Raw genomic sequence first — 13450 nt, 5'->3', positions numbered from 1 at the left:
CAAAATTTGTTAGCTAATGACGATTTTTGTAGGCCGGGTGTGCGGGCGCCATCCCCAAAACAGGGTATTCGGTGGTGTGGGCTGCCGGCCGTGGGGCTGTCGAATGTAAAGCTGGCGCCATGGGTGCGGCCAACCACCGCCCATTGATCAGTGCTTGTGATCGCCGTGCGCAGAAGCACTGGCAGGCTGCGCCGATGCATTCAACGCCCGCACCGGCGCCTTCACTTCGACCGTTTCGCGCTTGCCGTCTTTCCCCTCGAACACCAGCGTCAGCGGCACCGTGTCGCCTTCCTTCACCTGCTGCTTGAGGTCGAGCAGCATCACGTGGTAGCCGCCGGGCTTGAGTTCGACCGTCTTGCCCGCGGGCACTTCGAGGGCCGGGATCTGCCGCATGCGCATCACGTTGTCCTGCATCGCCATCTCGTGGACTTCGACGACCGGGGTGACGGGTGAGCTGGCCGATACCAGCTTCGTGTCTTTCGCGGCGCTGAGTTGCATGAAAGCGCCGGTGGCCTTCTGCTGCGGCACGGTGGCGCGGACCCACGCCTCCTTGACGGTGACTTGCGCGTGGGCGGTGGCCACCATGAGGAACGAAGCCGCGGAGAGGGCGAGGATGCGTGCAATGGGTGTCATGGAAAGAATCTCCTTGAATGTGTGGATCGGGTTGTTGAAGCTCAGGCGGACGTCTTGAGAATCTGCCGCAGGTCCTGCGCGCATTCTTCTGCGCTCTGCTCGTGGCGCAGCACCAGTCGGATCTTTCCTTTCGGATCGAACACGTAGCTGAAGGCCGAATGGTCCATGGTGTAAGAAGAGCCGGTGGGCACCTTCTTGTAGAAAACCTTGAAGTCCTTCGCCGTCTCGCTGGTCCTCTGCATGTCGCCGTACAGCCCGATGAAGCTCGGGTCGAAGGCCTGGGTGTAGGCCTTCAGCACCACGGGCGAATCGCGCTCCGGATCGACGGTGACGAAGATCACCTGCAGGCGCTCGCCGTCGGCGCCGAGCAATCGGCGGATTTCCGCGGCGCGCACCAGCGCGGTGGGGCAGACATCGGGGCATTGCGTGAAGCCGAAGAACATCATCACGGCTTTGCCTTTGTAGTCGGCCAGGGTGCGTTCGTGGCCGTCGGGGTCGGTCAGGCGAAAGTCCTGCGCGTACTTGGCGCCGCTGATGTCGACGCCGTTGAAGCTGGCGGGCAGCACCTTGTCGCAGCCCGCCACTGACAGCGCGGCCAGGCCGCCGGCCAGCAGCAGCAGGTTGCGGCGGCGCAAAGGTACGCCTGCCCGGGGAGATGCCGCGCACGCCGATGCGCGCGGCCATAGGGTCTTGTTCATGAAAGCTCTCTCCAGCGCCCGCAGGGGCGCCGACTCGTTGCAGGAACGCGCGATGCAACTTCCGCCCTTGCGGCGGCATCACGCGCTGAAGAACCGAAGCAGAGTCAGGAGAACGCAGGAGGCCCACGCGCCGGCATCGGTGCGGCAGTGACCGCAGCGATGTGCGTGGACGGAATCGGCCGGACCGCTTGGGCCAGCGGCACGAGCACAGGAAGAGACGACGTGGCCGGTGCAGCAGGCGGTGCGCCGGACAGCACGCACAGCGGGCAGTCCATGTGGCCGGCACCCAGCTCCTGCGCACCGTCGTCGGTGTGCACGATGGCCTTGATCGAACCGACACTCGCGCAGACGAGTTCCACAGTCTGCGGGTGCACCACCGGCGAAGCCACCGCCACGCCGATCGACAGCGTGAACCACAGCAGCACCCAGCGGATCAGGCCTACACCCGGACGGCGCATGCCTGCGCGCGCGGCGGGCATGTTGCGTGGGGCAAAAGCGAAGGAGCGCATCGGCGCGGATTATCGGCCACCGCGTGAATGAAGGTCCCCCGTTTCACCGACTCGGGTTCGCGATATGCCCCCATGCTTCGGGGTCCAGCACCGTCAGTCATGGCGTTGTACTCAAGGTTAATCGCACCCAAAGCCACCAGTGCCTTGAGTTCCTTGTTCACTGCTTGCCGGTTGGCCTGTGACACCTGCAGGCGAACAATGGCGCCGTCTGCAGCTTGCCGCAAGCGATGACGCCGGGGAAGAGTCTGGTCTCCATCGGTACTGGGCATTACTCGGGCTACAACGCGATTGCCTTCGGGTATTCGGCACGCTCTGAAAGCGGAAAGTGGGTCTACAAGGTCAACGGTGCCTACGCGGGCCAGAAGTTCAACCTTGGCGTGGGGGTGGGCTACGAGTGGTGACGCGCTGAAACGGGTCGACGGCAGCGTCGTGACCGTCGCAAACCTCACACGCGCATCGGGCCTCATGTCGAGGCTCGATGCATTTGCATATGTCAATTCAAAAAATTGTCACGCTTGAAGAAGTTCTTCTGCTGGAAAAAGTCGCTTTCTTGACATTCAAAAAAATGCTTTTGAGAGTGCAAAAGTAAATTCTCTCCCGGTCGATCGGCCCCCGGGAACGGAGAGTTTTTCTCTCCCGATATTTGCCAGTTGCACACACAGCATTCCAGGGCGTGTGTGCCTTTCTTGAAGTAAACAAAATGTTGTATCGCGATACCAGCGACGGCTCTTCCAGCACGTGGGTGAAGGCATCTGAAATGACCCAGACCCTGGAAAAGCGGGGCAACGGCGAAAGAGCCGGGTTTGCCGCACAGCCGGATGTAGGCGTGCACCCCTTGGCGCCGCTGTCTCGCGTTGCTTCCAGGCCGCTGGGGCGTGCGCAAGTCACGGGCGCGGCGTCCCCGAACTCACTGCATCAGTCTGCACAGGCACACCACGCGAAGCAGGACGGACCATTTCTCATGGCACTGGTAGATGGCGATGCCGAGCGACGCAACGCCTTGCGCCAACGGCTCGATGCATTGGGTCATGCCTCCCTGGCGTTCGATTCGCCAGAAGACCTGCTTGCTGCGCTGAGTGTCGGGCGGCAGTTTGGATGCGTGATGGTCGCGCTGCAAGGCGATGCGTTCCAGGCCCAGTTGGAAACCGTCTTGAGCGCGGCTCGCGCTCCCTTGCTGCTTGTCACTCCCCAGGACAGCCTCAGTGTCTTGTCCGACATCGGCAAGTCGTTCCTGGCCTGCGGCAGCGTTGACGTGGTGCCGTTGTCCTGCAGCGATCGTGAGCTCGAATGGCGACTGCAACTGCTGATGCAGCGAAAGACGGCACTTCAGGTCGATGGCGACGATCTGGTCTGCGGGCCCTATCGCTTTGAAACAAGAAGGCGCTCTGCATGGGTCAACGAGCGAAAGGTGTCGCTGAAGCCGTTGGAATTCGAGCTTGCACTTGAATTCTTCCGGCACATGAATTCCATGGTGACGCGCGAGAGGCTCTACGCGGTGTTGTGGGGCGACTTGCCCAGCTCTCCGAAATCCAGAAAGCTCGATGTGTGTGTTTCCAATGTCCGTAGAAAGTTGGGGCTGGGGCCCGACAGCGGCTTTCTCTTGAGGTCGATCTACCGGCGCGGCTACGAACTCAATGAAGTGACGCCGCTAGCCGGGGGCAACGCGCAAGCGCCGCTTTGAACCGCGCCAGTCCGCCTGCCTGGTATCGCCTCGTCCGAACCTCAGAGCTTCAAGGTATCGCCTGCAGCAGTGCGAATCCGGTCCGCTGATTGCTGCGCGCGGCGCATGGTGCCCCGCGTGTCGTAGCCCTGCAGCCGCCCGTTGCGCTTCACGATGCGCCCGTCGACCATCACGGTGTCGACGTTGGCGGCACTGCCGCTCTGCACGATCGCCGTCTCGATGTTGCCGATCGGTCCCATGTTCAGGTCTTGCGTGCGCACCAGAATGATGTCGGCGCGCTTGCCCTCGGTGATCGAGCCGGTGACGTCGCCGAGCCCCAGGGCAATGGCACCGTTGATCGTTGCCATTTCGATCACCTCCGGCACACCGACCGCCTTCGATCGCTCGCTCGGCGTTCCGGCCCACGGCACGCCCAGGTTCCAGGTGAAGTGCATCGCCTCGAACATGTCCGGCGGCGCGATGGAGGTCGCATCGCTCGACAGCGAAATGGTCAGGCCCGCGTTGCGCATTGCGAAGAGCGCGCACGCGCATCGCCGGTGCCGCTGAGCCGCAGTTCGGAATGCGTGGCAAAGGACAGCGGTGTTTTCGTGCGTGCCATCGCCGCCAGGTCGGCCGCGCTGGCGGGCACGTAATGGGCGATCATGAAATCCGGTCCCAGATAGCCGCGTCGCTCGTAGTCGACAGCATCGACGTTGTTCGGTGCCTCCTGCGGTGCATGGATCGCGACGGGCAGTCCGCTGGCCTTGACGAACTTCATCTCTTCGTGGAACCCCGGAAAACAAAAAAGCCTTGTAAGTGGTTGACTTACAAGGCTTTTATTGACTGGTGGCTCTTCACGGATTCGAACCGCGGACCTGTGGATTATGATTCCATCGCTCTAACCGACTGAGCTAAAGAGCCGTTCGGGGCAGTTTTGCACCGAGCCCAAGATTATATCCCAGGCTTTGGGCCGAGTTCAACTCCATGTGGGCAACTTGCCCAAATCTTCTGTCGAGCCCGCGCTGTTTTTTTGCCGGCACCAACCCCGATAGCTCCCGCCGCCCGTACAAGCTGAGGTGAGAATCCTCCGATGTCCGCGCTTCCCCGCGCCCCTTCCGCCAAGAACGCTCCCGAGCACCAGGCCATGCCCGACGACCAGTTGATGCTGGCCTACGCGCACGGCGACGCCGCCGCGTTCGATGTGCTCTATGCGCGCCACGAAGGCGGGCTGTTTCGCTTCGTCAAGCGTTTGCTGGGCGCGCGGCTCGTGGCGCAGGCCGACGAGGTGTTCCAGGACACCTGGGTGCGCATCATCTCGGCGCGTGAGAGTTTCTCGCCGCAAGGCGCCACCTGGCGCACCTGGGCATTCACCATCGCCCACAACCTTGCGATGGACCGTCTGCGGGTGAGCGGGCGTGAAGTGGCACTCGATGCGCATGCGGACGACGACAGCGACCCCGTGCCCTCGCTCGACCGCGGCGTGCGCGGCGCCGTCGATGCGGCGGCACATCCGTCGGCCGAAGAGCTCGCGTTCTGGCGCGCCGCCGGCCGCCGCCTGCTGACTTGTCTCGACGAACTGCCGGCGGAACAACGTGCCGCCTTCCTGCTGCACCACGAAGACGGGCTGACCGTCGAAGCATTGGCGGCGAGCCTGGAGATCGGCTTCGAGACGGTGAAGAGCCGCCTTCGCTACGGACTGCAGAAACTGCGTGGCTGCATGGAACGCTACCTGTCGGTGCTGGAGCAGAAGACATGAGCGGCAACGACACCCTCACCAATTTCGACGGCGATGACGCTCTGCGCGACCCCGCGCTGCGCCGCGCGCTTGACCATGCGCCTGACAGCGAGGCAACGCCCGATCCCCGCACGCGCGACGCCATCCGCAAGATGGCGCACAACCTGGCCGCAACGCCTGTATCGGCAACGGCCTCGGCTGCCAACAGTGCAAGCGACGCGCCGTGGTGGCGCCGACTGCTCGGCGGCGGAAAGCCGCGTTCGCGCATGCCCTGGAATGCGGCGTTTGCGACGGTGCTCGTCGCCACTTTCGTGACCGTGCTGTGGCATCGCGAACCGATCCCGGATGCGCAGCTCGACGGCGAAGCACGCGTTGCAGGAGCGACCGCGCCTGCCCAGGCGCCGGCACCGATTCAGCCTCCTGCGGAGATCACGTCGCAGGCCAGTCAGCCGGCAGCCGCTGCAGCGCCGGAGCCGACGCCACCTGCGGTCGCTGCGCAGCAAGCGCCGGCATCGCCAGCGGCTGCGCCACGCGATTCACGCGCCAAAGAGTCGGCCAATGCAAGCACGGCGGATGAGGTCCGGCGGCCCGCCGCAGCGCAGCCATACGCCAAGCAGGCGCCCCGGGCGCCCGAGAGCGATCAGAAGAAGTCGGTGGAGGCATCGGCACCAGCACCAGCACAGGCTGCACCTGCACCCATCGCGCCTTCACCCCCACCCGCTATTGCTGCCGAGCAATCAGCTCCCGCGCGCGACGAGCAACGCGAAAAGCAATTGGATGGTGAGCGGCGTCGCGCGTACAGTGCGGCACCCTCGGCCGCATCGGTTGCCCTACCGCCCACAGTCGACCTCGAGAGAAGCCCGTCTTCACCACCAGCTCCGGCAGCCGCGCCGCGCCCGGCGATCACGCGCAAGGAAACGCAAGGCAACAACACGTCGTCGTTCGCCGGCCAAGCCAATGCAGATGCACAAGCAACCGGGGCGTTGCGCCAGGCGGCGCCGTCTGCTGCCGCCAAGGCGGCAAAGCCATCTGGCGCCGCATCCTTCGCGGCGCTGGACCAGTGGACTTCATTCGACTTCGCGCGCTCCGGCCTTGGCGTGCGCAATGCGCGCGGTGACATCGAAGGGTTGGCGGCGCTCGTGAACACCGTGGCCCGTTCGGCCACATCCGTCGATCAGCCGCTGGTCGCACCGGTCGAGGTGCGGCTGGCGCTCTATCGAGGCGACGCGCTCATCGCCGTGCTCGAGATCGCCGGGGATCAGGTGCGCTGGACGCCGCAGCCCGATGGCATCGCGACAGTCGGCATGCCCCCGGCCCAGGCGCTCGTTGCACTGCGTGCCTTGCTGACGCGCTGACTGCCGACGAGACGGCAGCCGCGCGTCGCGCTACCCCGATCAGGGCGATCAGGCGTTCTTGAAATCCGGCTGGCGCTTGTTGAGGAAGGCGTCCATGCCTTCCTTCTGGTCGACCGTGGCGAACAGCGCGTGGAACAGCCGGCGCTCGAACATCACGCCATCGCTCAGGCCGCTCTCGAACGCGCGATTCACCGATTCCTTGGCCGCCATCACTGCGATCTGCGAGTAGCCCGCGATGATCAGCGCGGCGCCCAGGGCTTCGTCGGCCAGTTTTTCAAAGGGCACCACGCGGCTCACGAGGCCCGCGCGCTCGGCTTCGGCGGCGTCCATCATGCGGGCGGTGAGCGCCATGTCCATGGCCTTGCTTTTGCCCACTGCGCGCGGCAGGCGCTGCGTGCCGCCGGCGCCAGGGATCACGCCGATCTTGATTTCGGGCTGGCCGAACTTCGCGTTGTCGGCTGCGATGATGAAGTCGCACATCATCGCCAGCTCGCAGCCACCGCCCAGCGCAAAGCCGCTCACAGCCGCGATCACCGGCTTGCGGATCGAGCGGATGGTTTCCCAGTTGCGCGTGATGTAGTCGTTCTTGTAGGTGTCGATGAAGCTGTACTTGGCCATCGCGGCGATGTCGGCGCCTGCGGCGAACGCGCGCTCGCTGCCCGTCAGGATGATGCAGCCGATGGCATCGTCGGCGTCGAAGGCCTTCAGGGCCTGGCCCAGTTCGGTCATCAGCGCGTCGTTCAACGCATTGAGCGCCTTCGGGCGATTGAGGGTGACGATGCCGACCTTGCCTGCTTCGGTCCGCACTTCGATGTTTTCGTAGCTCATGGTGTCTCCGGGGGAAGGGGAAAAAACGCGCTTCACTATACCCAGCATGGCCACGGGCCGCAGGTTTTGCGCACAGCCCTTGCGGGCCGTCAAATTTGCGGGCGATGCCCCGGGGTTGATGCAGGGGCTCCGCCAGCGCGGGTGGCGCGGGGCGGCGAGTTTCCATAGAGTCGGCGCCAATGACATCCAACTACGCCTACCTGTTCGTCGCCATCATTGCCGAGGTGATTGCCACCAGCTTTCTCAAGGGCTCCGACGGCTTCACCAAACTCTGGCCCACCGTGGCGTCCGTGGCCGGCTATGTGGTCGCCTTCTTTTTCCTGTCGTTGACCCTGCGGACCATTCCGACGGGCATCGCGTATGCAATCTGGTCCGGTGTCGGCATCGTGCTGATTTCGCTGGTCAGTTGGCTGTGGTTCGGGCAAAAGCTCGACGGGCCGGCGATTGCGGGTCTCGGGCTGATCATTGCGGGCGTGGTGGTCGTGAATGTCTTCTCCAAGTCCGTAGCCCACTGAGCGACCGGGTAATTGGCTCCAATTGAGAATTGCTCTCAACTAGAATGCCCGCCATGGAGTTCCCGATGCAAGAACATGCCGTGTTGCTGCGGGCTTATGCCCGGGTGCAGGAGCGCTGCTCGCGCCTGCTGGTCGAGCAGGCCGCGCTCGTCGAAAGGCTCGAAGCGCAGATCGTGCGCCTGCGTGGCGCCCTGGTGGCGCGCGATTCGGCCATTGCCATCGTGCGTGAGGAGCTTGCGGCTCGCACCGTTGCGGGTAGCCCGCTGCCCAAGCGCCTGCACGCGCTGCTGGCACCGGGCCGCCGCCGCCATGTCATGCCGCCGGAACAGGATGTACCCGCCGACCTGCGCGAAAAGGCCGTGCTGTGCGTCGGTCGCGAAGAAGCGGCGCCGTCGCTGGCGCGGCAATTGGTCGAAATCGCCGGTGGCCGCTACCTGCAGCACGACGGCGGCGACGATGCCGACGACCCCGCACTTGAGGCCGGCCTGCGCGCCGCCGATCTCGTCATCTGCCAGACCGGCTGCGTGAGCCACGGCGCCTACTGGCGTGTGCAAGACCACTGCCGCCGCACCGGCAAGCCGTGCGTGCTGGTCGGCGAGCCGCAGCCGATGCTTTTCGTGCGGCACCCCGCCGCGGCGGAGCACTTTAGCTAGCTGTTCAGCGCTGCGCCGCCGGCGCCAGCCAGGCCGCCACCTTCGCGGCGTCGTGCGCGAACAGCCGCCAGGTGGTCACCCCCGTGGGCAGTACCAGCGGCAACTTCAACAGCTTGCGATCGCGCGCGACGATGGCAGTGAACTTCGTCGCATCGCCCAGGTACAGTGCCAGGTCGTCGAGCTTGGCGATGCGCCAGGCCTGTGCCGGCCGCTGCTGGCCCTTCTTGCCAACGGCGGGCAGCTCGATGCCGATCCACTCGTCGTTCGCGGAAAAGCCGGCCTTCTCGGCCGCGCCACCGCGCAGCACCACCTTCACCTGCACACTGCCATTGGCTTCGGCCACGCGCAGGCCCAGCACCTGCGCCTGTTGCGAAGGATCTTCCAGCGTGGCGACACCATGGGCGCGCAGCAGTTGCGCCAGCGGCAGCTCTTCGGTCGAGTGCACCCAGCGCGCGAGTTCCACCGCATACGAACGGCCGCTCACGGCTTCGAGTGCCGCAGCCACATCGGCTTCGCTGATCGGCCCGCCGCTGCTGTGCGTCCACAGGTGGCGCATCACGTCGTCGAGCGTGCCCTTGCCTTCGTGGCGCAGCGTGAGGTCGAAGCACAGCGCCACCAGCGCGCCCTTGGTGTAGTAGCTCACCGTGCTGTTGGGCGTCTGTTCGTCTTGGCGGTAGTACTTGACCCAGGCATCGAAGCTCGCATCGGCCACCGGCTGCACGAGGCGGCCCGGCGTCTGCATCACCTGGTTGATGGTCTTGTTCAGCAGGCGCAGGTAGGCCGCATCGTCGATGCGGCCGGCGCGGCGCAGCAGCAGGTCGTCGTAGTAGCTGGTGAAGCCCTCGAAGAACCACAGCAGCTGTGTGTAGTTTTCCTGGCTGTAGTCGTAGCGCGCGAACTCGGCGGGCCGCATGCGCTTGACGTTCCAGGTGTGGAAGTACTCGTGGCTGATCAGGCCCTGCAGCGTGGTGTAGCCCTCGGGCTGCTTTTTCTTCTCGCCGCGCTGCGGCAGGTCCCGGCGATTGCAGATCAGCGCCGTGGAATGCCGATGCTCCAGCCCGCCGTAGCCGTCGTCGACTGCGTTGAGCATGAAGACATAGCGGTCGATGGGCAGCTTCGGGCCGCCGCGCTTGCCGACCTTGTCACCGTGCCAGAAGCGCATCTCGGTCTCGCAGATGGCCTTGGTGTCGGCGATCAGCCGCTCGCCATCGAACGAGGCTGCGGCACCCGCTATCACGAAGCGATGCGGCACACCACAGGCTTCGAATTCAGCGCTCCAGAAAGCGCCCATTTCGACCGGGCTGTCGGCCAGTTCGTCGTAGCCTGAAGCCTGGTAGCTGCCGAAGCCGTGCTTGTCGATCTTCGAGGGGACGAGGGCGGTGGCACACGACCAGCGCGCGCCTTCGTCGGCCGACGGTGCCGGCGCAACGATGTCGATCGCGTGCGGCGCATCGGTCTGGCCTTCGACCCGCAGGCACACGCTGGTGCCGTTGAAGAAGCCGCGCTCGGCATCGAGCCAGGCGGTGCGCACCGAGTTGTCATACGCGCAGACCTGGTACTGCAGCACCAGCGGCTGGTCCGGCGTGCATTCGACCAGCCAGCTGCACTTGTCGAGCTGCGTCAGCACCGTCTTGCGGCGGCCCTGCGTGGCGCGCAGGCCCTGCAGGTTCTTGGAGAACTCGCGCACCAGGTAGCTGCCCGGAATCCATACCGGCAACGTCACGCGCTGCTGCGCGGCGGGCGCGTCGATGGTCAGCGTGACGGCGAAGAGGTGCGCATGCAGGTCCGCGCATTCGACGCGATAGCGCACGCCTGCCACAGGCGCTGCAACGGCCGCGCGCCGCGAGATGGCTTTCGTTGCCATCAGCTGGACGAAGCGGCGAGTTGCTTCTCGACCTGCTCTGCGGGAATGGCGCCCGGCGTGCGGGTGCCGTCGCTGAAGATCAGCGTGGGCGTGCCGGTGATGTTGTACTTGCGGCCGAACTCGACGTTGCGCTGCAACGCGGTCACGTCGCAGCCGCTGGCGGCGGTGGCGGGCTTGGCGCTGGCTTCCATCCAGTCGCCCCAGGCCTTGCCCTTGTCCTTGCTGCACCAGATGTCACGCGACTTGATGGTCGAGTCGGGTCCGAGCACCGGATAGAGGAACAGGTAGACGGTCACGTTGTCGACCGTCTTCATGTCTTTCTCGAAGCGCTTGCAGTAGCCGCAATTCGGGTCCTCGAACACCGCCAGCTTGCGCTTGCCGTTGCCGCGCACGATCTTGATCGAGTCCTTCAGCGGCAGTTGGTCGAAGGCGACCGCAGTGAGCTTGTCCACGCGCTCTTCGGTCAGGTTCTTGCGGGTCTTCACGTCGATCAGGTTGCCCTGCAGCAGGTAGTTGCCCTGTTCGTCGGTGTAGAAGATCTGCGAGCCGTTCACGCGCACTTCGTACAGGCCCGGCACCGGTGACTTCGAGACTTCGTCGATGGTCGGAAACTGCGGAATGCGCGCGGGCAGGTTCTTGCGGATCTCGGCTTCGCCGGCGGTGGCGGCCACGACCGCACCCAGCGTGCAGGCGGCGAGAAGAAGGTTGCGTACGAGTGTCATCGGGAGATCCGTTGAAGAGTTTTGCGTCATGCCTTCAGGCCCATGGCCTGAGCAGTGATCCAGTGCTTGACGAGGCGCGTGCGGTCGAAACCGCGCATGCCCCAGTTGCGCAATGCAGGGAGTGGACCCACGTTGTGCGAGAAAAGTTGCTGCAATCCGTCGGTGGCGAGGCTCATCTGCAGCACATCGGCGCGGCGGGCGCGTTCGTAGCGGCGCAGCAGGCGGGCATCGCCCACGCTGCGCCAGTAGTCGCGGTTGCGGATCACGTCGGCCAGCGCGGCCACATCGGCCAGGCCGAGGTTCAGGCCCTGGCCCGCGAGCGGATGCACCGTGTGCGCGGCATCGCCCGCGAGCGCCCACGAACGGGCAGGTTGCCCCGGCATCACGCCGGTCCAGCGGTCGGCAATCGCACGCTGCAGCGGCCATGCCGCGCGCTCGCTGGTAAGCCGAAGCGCACCGAGCGCACCATGGCTGGCCTCGCTCACGGCGGCATTGAATTCCTCGTCGCCTTGCGCCAACAGGGCCGGCGCGCGCAACTGGTCGACCGACCACACCAGCGCGAGCGACTTGCCGTGCGTGCCGCCGAGCGGCAACAGCGCGAGCACTTCGCCCCTGTCGTTGAACCACTGGCGGGCATTGCCGTCGTGCGACTGGTCGGCATCGAGGCGGGCCGCCACTGCATGCTGCGGATAGCGCGTGACCTCGTAGCTCACGCCGAGCGCCGCGCGCGTGGCGCTGGCCTTGCCTTCGCACACCACGGTCAGCGGCGCGGGCACTGCCTCGGTCACGACTTCGATCTGGGGCTGGAAGCGCACCGCGTCGGCAAGTTGCTGTTCGAGTGCGGGCACATCGACGATCCAGGCCAGCGCATCGACCTTCTGGCGCGCGGCGCTGAACTGCACGCGGCCACCTTCGTCGCCATGCACCAGCATTTCGCGCACCGGCGTGGCATGGGCCGCGTCGGGCCAGGCGCGCAGCGATTCGAGCAGCGTGCGGGAGGCGGTATTGAGCGCGTAGGCGCGGATGTCTTCCTTGCCCTGCGTGGCCGGCGGCACCATCAGCGCAACGCGCACACGCTCGCGCGCGAGCAGCAGGGCCAGCGTGCGGCCGACGATGCCGGCGCCGCGAATGCAAACTTCTGGAGGGAGGGCCATTTCACAATTGTAGGAGTTGCCCGTTCGTGGGCGACCGGCGCCTGCCCCCGGTGCGCGAAGGTCTTCCCGCCGAGGCGATGCGGGACAATCGCAGCCGATTTCCAAGGAACCCCCACCGTGTCCCAGCCCGCTTTCGATCTCGAAGCCACCATCGCGCGCCTGTTCATCTACCCGGTCAAGTCCTGCGGCGGCGTGGAGCTTCCCGAAGTACTGCTGACCGAGACCGGGCTCGAATTCGACCGCGCCTGGATGGTGGTCGACGCCCAGGGCGAGTTCGTCACCCAGCGCCAGTTGCCGCGCATGGCGCTGATCCGGCCGCAGATGAAGCACATGGAAGTGGTGTTGCGCGCCCCCGGCATGCTGGCGCTGCACCTGGCTTTCGACCGCGTCGAAAAGCCGGCGCGCGTGCGTGTGTGGAAGGATGAAGTGGCCGCCTACGACATGGGCGACATCGCCGCCCAGTGGTTCAGCGACTTCCTCTCCGAGCCGGGCAAGCCGCAGACCTTGCGCCTGGTGCGTTTCGACCCGGAGCAAAAACGCCTGTCGAGCATGAAGTGGACCGATGGCGTCGAGGCGCAGAACCAGTTTGCCGACGGCTTTCCGTTGCTGGTGGCGAGCGAAGGCTCGCTGGCCGAGCTGAACGACCGGCTCGCGGCGCAAGGCCACGACCCCGTGGGCATCGAGCGCTTCAGGGCCAACATCGTGCTGGCCGGCATCGAGTCGCACGACGAAGACCGGGTCGACGCGCTGCACGTCACGACGGGCGAAGGCGAGGCCGAGTTGCGCCCCGTCAAGCCTTGCACGCGCTGCCCGATTCCCGACATCGACCCGGCGACGGCTGTCAGCAGTCCCGAGGTTGGCAACACGTTGCGTACCTACCGCGCGGACGCGCGTGTCGATGGCGGCATCATCTTTGGGATGAACTGCATCGTCATTCAGGGTGTGGAGCACATGCTCAAGGTGGGGCAGGCTGTGGGGGCGAACTACCGCTTCGAGTGACACGCGTTCTGGGCGTTTGAGTGGGATGGGTTCATTCAGGGCGAGTGCGAACGACACCAGGTGCTCCCCTCCACGAATGTCCCCCGCTTCGCTCCTCCTTTATTTCGCTGCGGGGAGCACCCGGC

The 13450-nt window shown here is 65.4% G+C and carries 16 protein-coding genes and 1 tRNA gene; 7 read left to right on the top strand and 10 right to left on the bottom strand.

What is annotated here, in order from left to right:
• Nucleotides 1-147: 147 nt before the first annotated feature.
• The 3 genes from H7F35_RS07520 to H7F35_RS07510 form a co-directional block, all read right to left on the bottom strand.
• Nucleotides 148-633 (bottom strand): copper chaperone PCu(A)C, encoded by a 486-nt coding sequence (locus H7F35_RS07520; RefSeq protein ID WP_187112293.1) that lies wholly within the window; start codon nucleotides 631-633, stop codon nucleotides 148-150.
• A 41-nt stretch (nucleotides 634-674) separates the two neighbouring features.
• Nucleotides 675-1331: an SCO family protein gene (locus H7F35_RS07515; protein ID WP_187112292.1), complete on the bottom strand. Its 657-nt coding sequence runs from the start codon at nucleotides 1329-1331 to the stop codon at nucleotides 675-677.
• A gap of 104 nt (nucleotides 1332-1435) precedes the next feature.
• Entirely contained in the window at nucleotides 1436-1789 is a 354-nt protein-coding gene (locus H7F35_RS07510) for a DUF2946 family protein (protein WP_187114187.1), read from the bottom strand.
• Nucleotides 1790-2067: 278 nt separating this feature from the next.
• Here H7F35_RS07510 and H7F35_RS07505 point away from each other — a divergent pair, with 278 nt between their 5' ends.
• Both H7F35_RS07505 and H7F35_RS07500 read left to right on the top strand, forming a co-directional pair.
• Complete coding sequence (locus tag H7F35_RS07505; RefSeq protein WP_261803559.1) at nucleotides 2068-2241, top strand: YadA C-terminal domain-containing protein; 174 nt, start codon at nucleotides 2068-2070, stop codon at nucleotides 2239-2241.
• Between the two features lie 356 nt (nucleotides 2242-2597).
• Nucleotides 2598-3521 carry a response regulator transcription factor gene (locus tag H7F35_RS07500; protein WP_187112291.1) on the top strand — a complete coding sequence of 308 codons (924 nt, stop codon included), beginning with the start codon at nucleotides 2598-2600 and terminating at the stop codon, nucleotides 3519-3521.
• Between the two features lie 41 nt (nucleotides 3522-3562).
• Here H7F35_RS07500 and H7F35_RS34710 read toward each other — a convergent pair whose 3' ends face one another.
• The 3 genes from H7F35_RS34710 to H7F35_RS07490 form a co-directional block, all read right to left on the bottom strand.
• Entirely contained in the window at nucleotides 3563-4030 is a 468-nt protein-coding gene (locus H7F35_RS34710) for an amidohydrolase family protein (protein WP_261803558.1), read from the bottom strand.
• On the bottom strand, nucleotides 4012-4278 hold the full coding sequence (locus tag H7F35_RS34705) for a hypothetical protein (RefSeq protein WP_261803557.1): 267 nt from the start codon (nucleotides 4276-4278) through the stop codon (nucleotides 4012-4014). Before H7F35_RS34705 ends, H7F35_RS34710 begins: the two co-directional genes overlap by 19 nt.
• 66 nt (nucleotides 4279-4344) lie before the next feature.
• Nucleotides 4345-4421 (bottom strand) — tRNA-Met (locus H7F35_RS07490).
• Nucleotides 4422-4590: 169 nt separating this feature from the next.
• Here H7F35_RS07490 and H7F35_RS07485 point away from each other — a divergent pair.
• On the top strand, nucleotides 4591-5256 hold the full coding sequence (locus H7F35_RS07485; protein WP_187112290.1) for a sigma-70 family RNA polymerase sigma factor: 666 nt from the start codon (nucleotides 4591-4593) through the stop codon (nucleotides 5254-5256).
• Complete coding sequence (locus H7F35_RS07480) at nucleotides 5253-6590, top strand: hypothetical protein (protein ID WP_187112289.1); 1338 nt, start codon at nucleotides 5253-5255, stop codon at nucleotides 6588-6590. Before H7F35_RS07485 ends, H7F35_RS07480 begins: the two co-directional genes overlap by 4 nt.
• A gap of 48 nt (nucleotides 6591-6638) precedes the next feature.
• On the opposite strand, the gene H7F35_RS07475 is transcribed toward H7F35_RS07480, so the two are convergent.
• Nucleotides 6639-7418 (bottom strand): enoyl-CoA hydratase, encoded by a 780-nt coding sequence (locus tag H7F35_RS07475; protein ID WP_187112288.1) that lies wholly within the window; start codon nucleotides 7416-7418, stop codon nucleotides 6639-6641.
• A 179-nt stretch (nucleotides 7419-7597) separates the two neighbouring features.
• On the opposite strand from H7F35_RS07475, the gene H7F35_RS07470 reads away from it, so the two are divergent.
• Together H7F35_RS07470 and H7F35_RS07465 are read left to right on the top strand one after the other, a co-directional pair.
• Nucleotides 7598-7933 (top strand): SMR family transporter, encoded by a 336-nt coding sequence (locus H7F35_RS07470; protein ID WP_187112287.1) that lies wholly within the window; start codon nucleotides 7598-7600, stop codon nucleotides 7931-7933.
• Nucleotides 7934-7998: 65 nt separating this feature from the next.
• Nucleotides 7999-8586 (top strand): DUF2325 domain-containing protein, encoded by a 588-nt coding sequence (locus H7F35_RS07465; protein ID WP_187112286.1) that lies wholly within the window; start codon nucleotides 7999-8001, stop codon nucleotides 8584-8586.
• Between the two features lie 4 nt (nucleotides 8587-8590).
• On the opposite strand, the gene H7F35_RS07460 is transcribed toward H7F35_RS07465, so the two are convergent.
• From H7F35_RS07460 to H7F35_RS07450, 3 genes are read right to left on the bottom strand one after another with little or no spacing between them, the layout of a single operon-like run.
• The gene (locus H7F35_RS07460) at nucleotides 8591-10450 is read right to left on the bottom strand and encodes a M61 family metallopeptidase (RefSeq protein WP_187112285.1); all 1860 of its coding nucleotides are present in this window, start codon (nucleotides 10448-10450) and stop codon (nucleotides 8591-8593) included.
• Nucleotides 10450-11172: a DsbC family protein gene (locus H7F35_RS07455; RefSeq protein WP_187112284.1), complete on the bottom strand. Its 723-nt coding sequence runs from the start codon at nucleotides 11170-11172 to the stop codon at nucleotides 10450-10452. The genes H7F35_RS07460 and H7F35_RS07455 overlap by 1 nt, the downstream gene beginning before the upstream one ends.
• A gap of 26 nt (nucleotides 11173-11198) precedes the next feature.
• On the bottom strand, nucleotides 11199-12326 hold the full coding sequence (locus tag H7F35_RS07450) for an FAD-dependent monooxygenase (protein ID WP_187112283.1): 1128 nt from the start codon (nucleotides 12324-12326) through the stop codon (nucleotides 11199-11201).
• Nucleotides 12327-12443: 117 nt separating this feature from the next.
• Between H7F35_RS07450 and H7F35_RS07445 the strand changes: the two genes are divergently transcribed.
• The gene (locus tag H7F35_RS07445) at nucleotides 12444-13325 is read left to right on the top strand and encodes an MOSC domain-containing protein (RefSeq protein ID WP_187112282.1); all 882 of its coding nucleotides are present in this window, start codon (nucleotides 12444-12446) and stop codon (nucleotides 13323-13325) included.
• The last annotated feature ends 125 nt before the right edge of the window (nucleotides 13326-13450 follow it).

The sequence above is a fragment of the Variovorax sp. PAMC26660 genome (assembly GCF_014302995.1).
GTDB lineage: Bacteria > Pseudomonadota > Gammaproteobacteria > Burkholderiales > Burkholderiaceae_C > Variovorax.
This window is presented reverse-complemented; position numbering and strand designations above follow the sequence as displayed.

Bases quoted from the DNA above. Each gene is read 5' to 3' on its own strand.
- H7F35_RS07520 (WP_187112293.1), bottom strand. From the start codon at position 633: ATGACACCCATTGCACGCATCCTCGCCCTCTCCGCGGCTTCGTTCCTC.
- H7F35_RS07515 (WP_187112292.1), bottom strand. From the start codon at position 1,331: ATGAACAAGACCCTATGGCCGCGCGCATCGGCGTGCGCGGCATCTCCC.
- H7F35_RS07510 (WP_187114187.1), bottom strand. From the start codon at position 1,789: ATGCGCCGTCCGGGTGTAGGCCTGATCCGCTGGGTGCTGCTGTGGTTC.
- H7F35_RS07505 (WP_261803559.1), top strand. From the start codon at position 2,068: ATGACGCCGGGGAAGAGTCTGGTCTCCATCGGTACTGGGCATTACTCG.
- H7F35_RS07500 (WP_187112291.1), top strand. From the start codon at position 2,598: ATGACCCAGACCCTGGAAAAGCGGGGCAACGGCGAAAGAGCCGGGTTT.
- H7F35_RS34710 (WP_261803558.1), bottom strand. From the start codon at position 4,030: ATGCGCAACGCGGGCCTGACCATTTCGCTGTCGAGCGATGCGACCTCC.
- H7F35_RS34705 (WP_261803557.1), bottom strand. From the start codon at position 4,278: ATGAAGTTCGTCAAGGCCAGCGGACTGCCCGTCGCGATCCATGCACCG.
- H7F35_RS07485 (WP_187112290.1), top strand. From the start codon at position 4,591: ATGTCCGCGCTTCCCCGCGCCCCTTCCGCCAAGAACGCTCCCGAGCAC.
- H7F35_RS07480 (WP_187112289.1), top strand. From the start codon at position 5,253: ATGAGCGGCAACGACACCCTCACCAATTTCGACGGCGATGACGCTCTG.
- H7F35_RS07475 (WP_187112288.1), bottom strand. From the start codon at position 7,418: ATGAGCTACGAAAACATCGAAGTGCGGACCGAAGCAGGCAAGGTCGGC.
- H7F35_RS07470 (WP_187112287.1), top strand. From the start codon at position 7,598: ATGACATCCAACTACGCCTACCTGTTCGTCGCCATCATTGCCGAGGTG.
- H7F35_RS07465 (WP_187112286.1), top strand. From the start codon at position 7,999: ATGCAAGAACATGCCGTGTTGCTGCGGGCTTATGCCCGGGTGCAGGAG.
- H7F35_RS07460 (WP_187112285.1), bottom strand. From the start codon at position 10,450: ATGGCAACGAAAGCCATCTCGCGGCGCGCGGCCGTTGCAGCGCCTGTG.
- H7F35_RS07455 (WP_187112284.1), bottom strand. From the start codon at position 11,172: ATGACACTCGTACGCAACCTTCTTCTCGCCGCCTGCACGCTGGGTGCG.
- H7F35_RS07450 (WP_187112283.1), bottom strand. From the start codon at position 12,326: ATGGCCCTCCCTCCAGAAGTTTGCATTCGCGGCGCCGGCATCGTCGGC.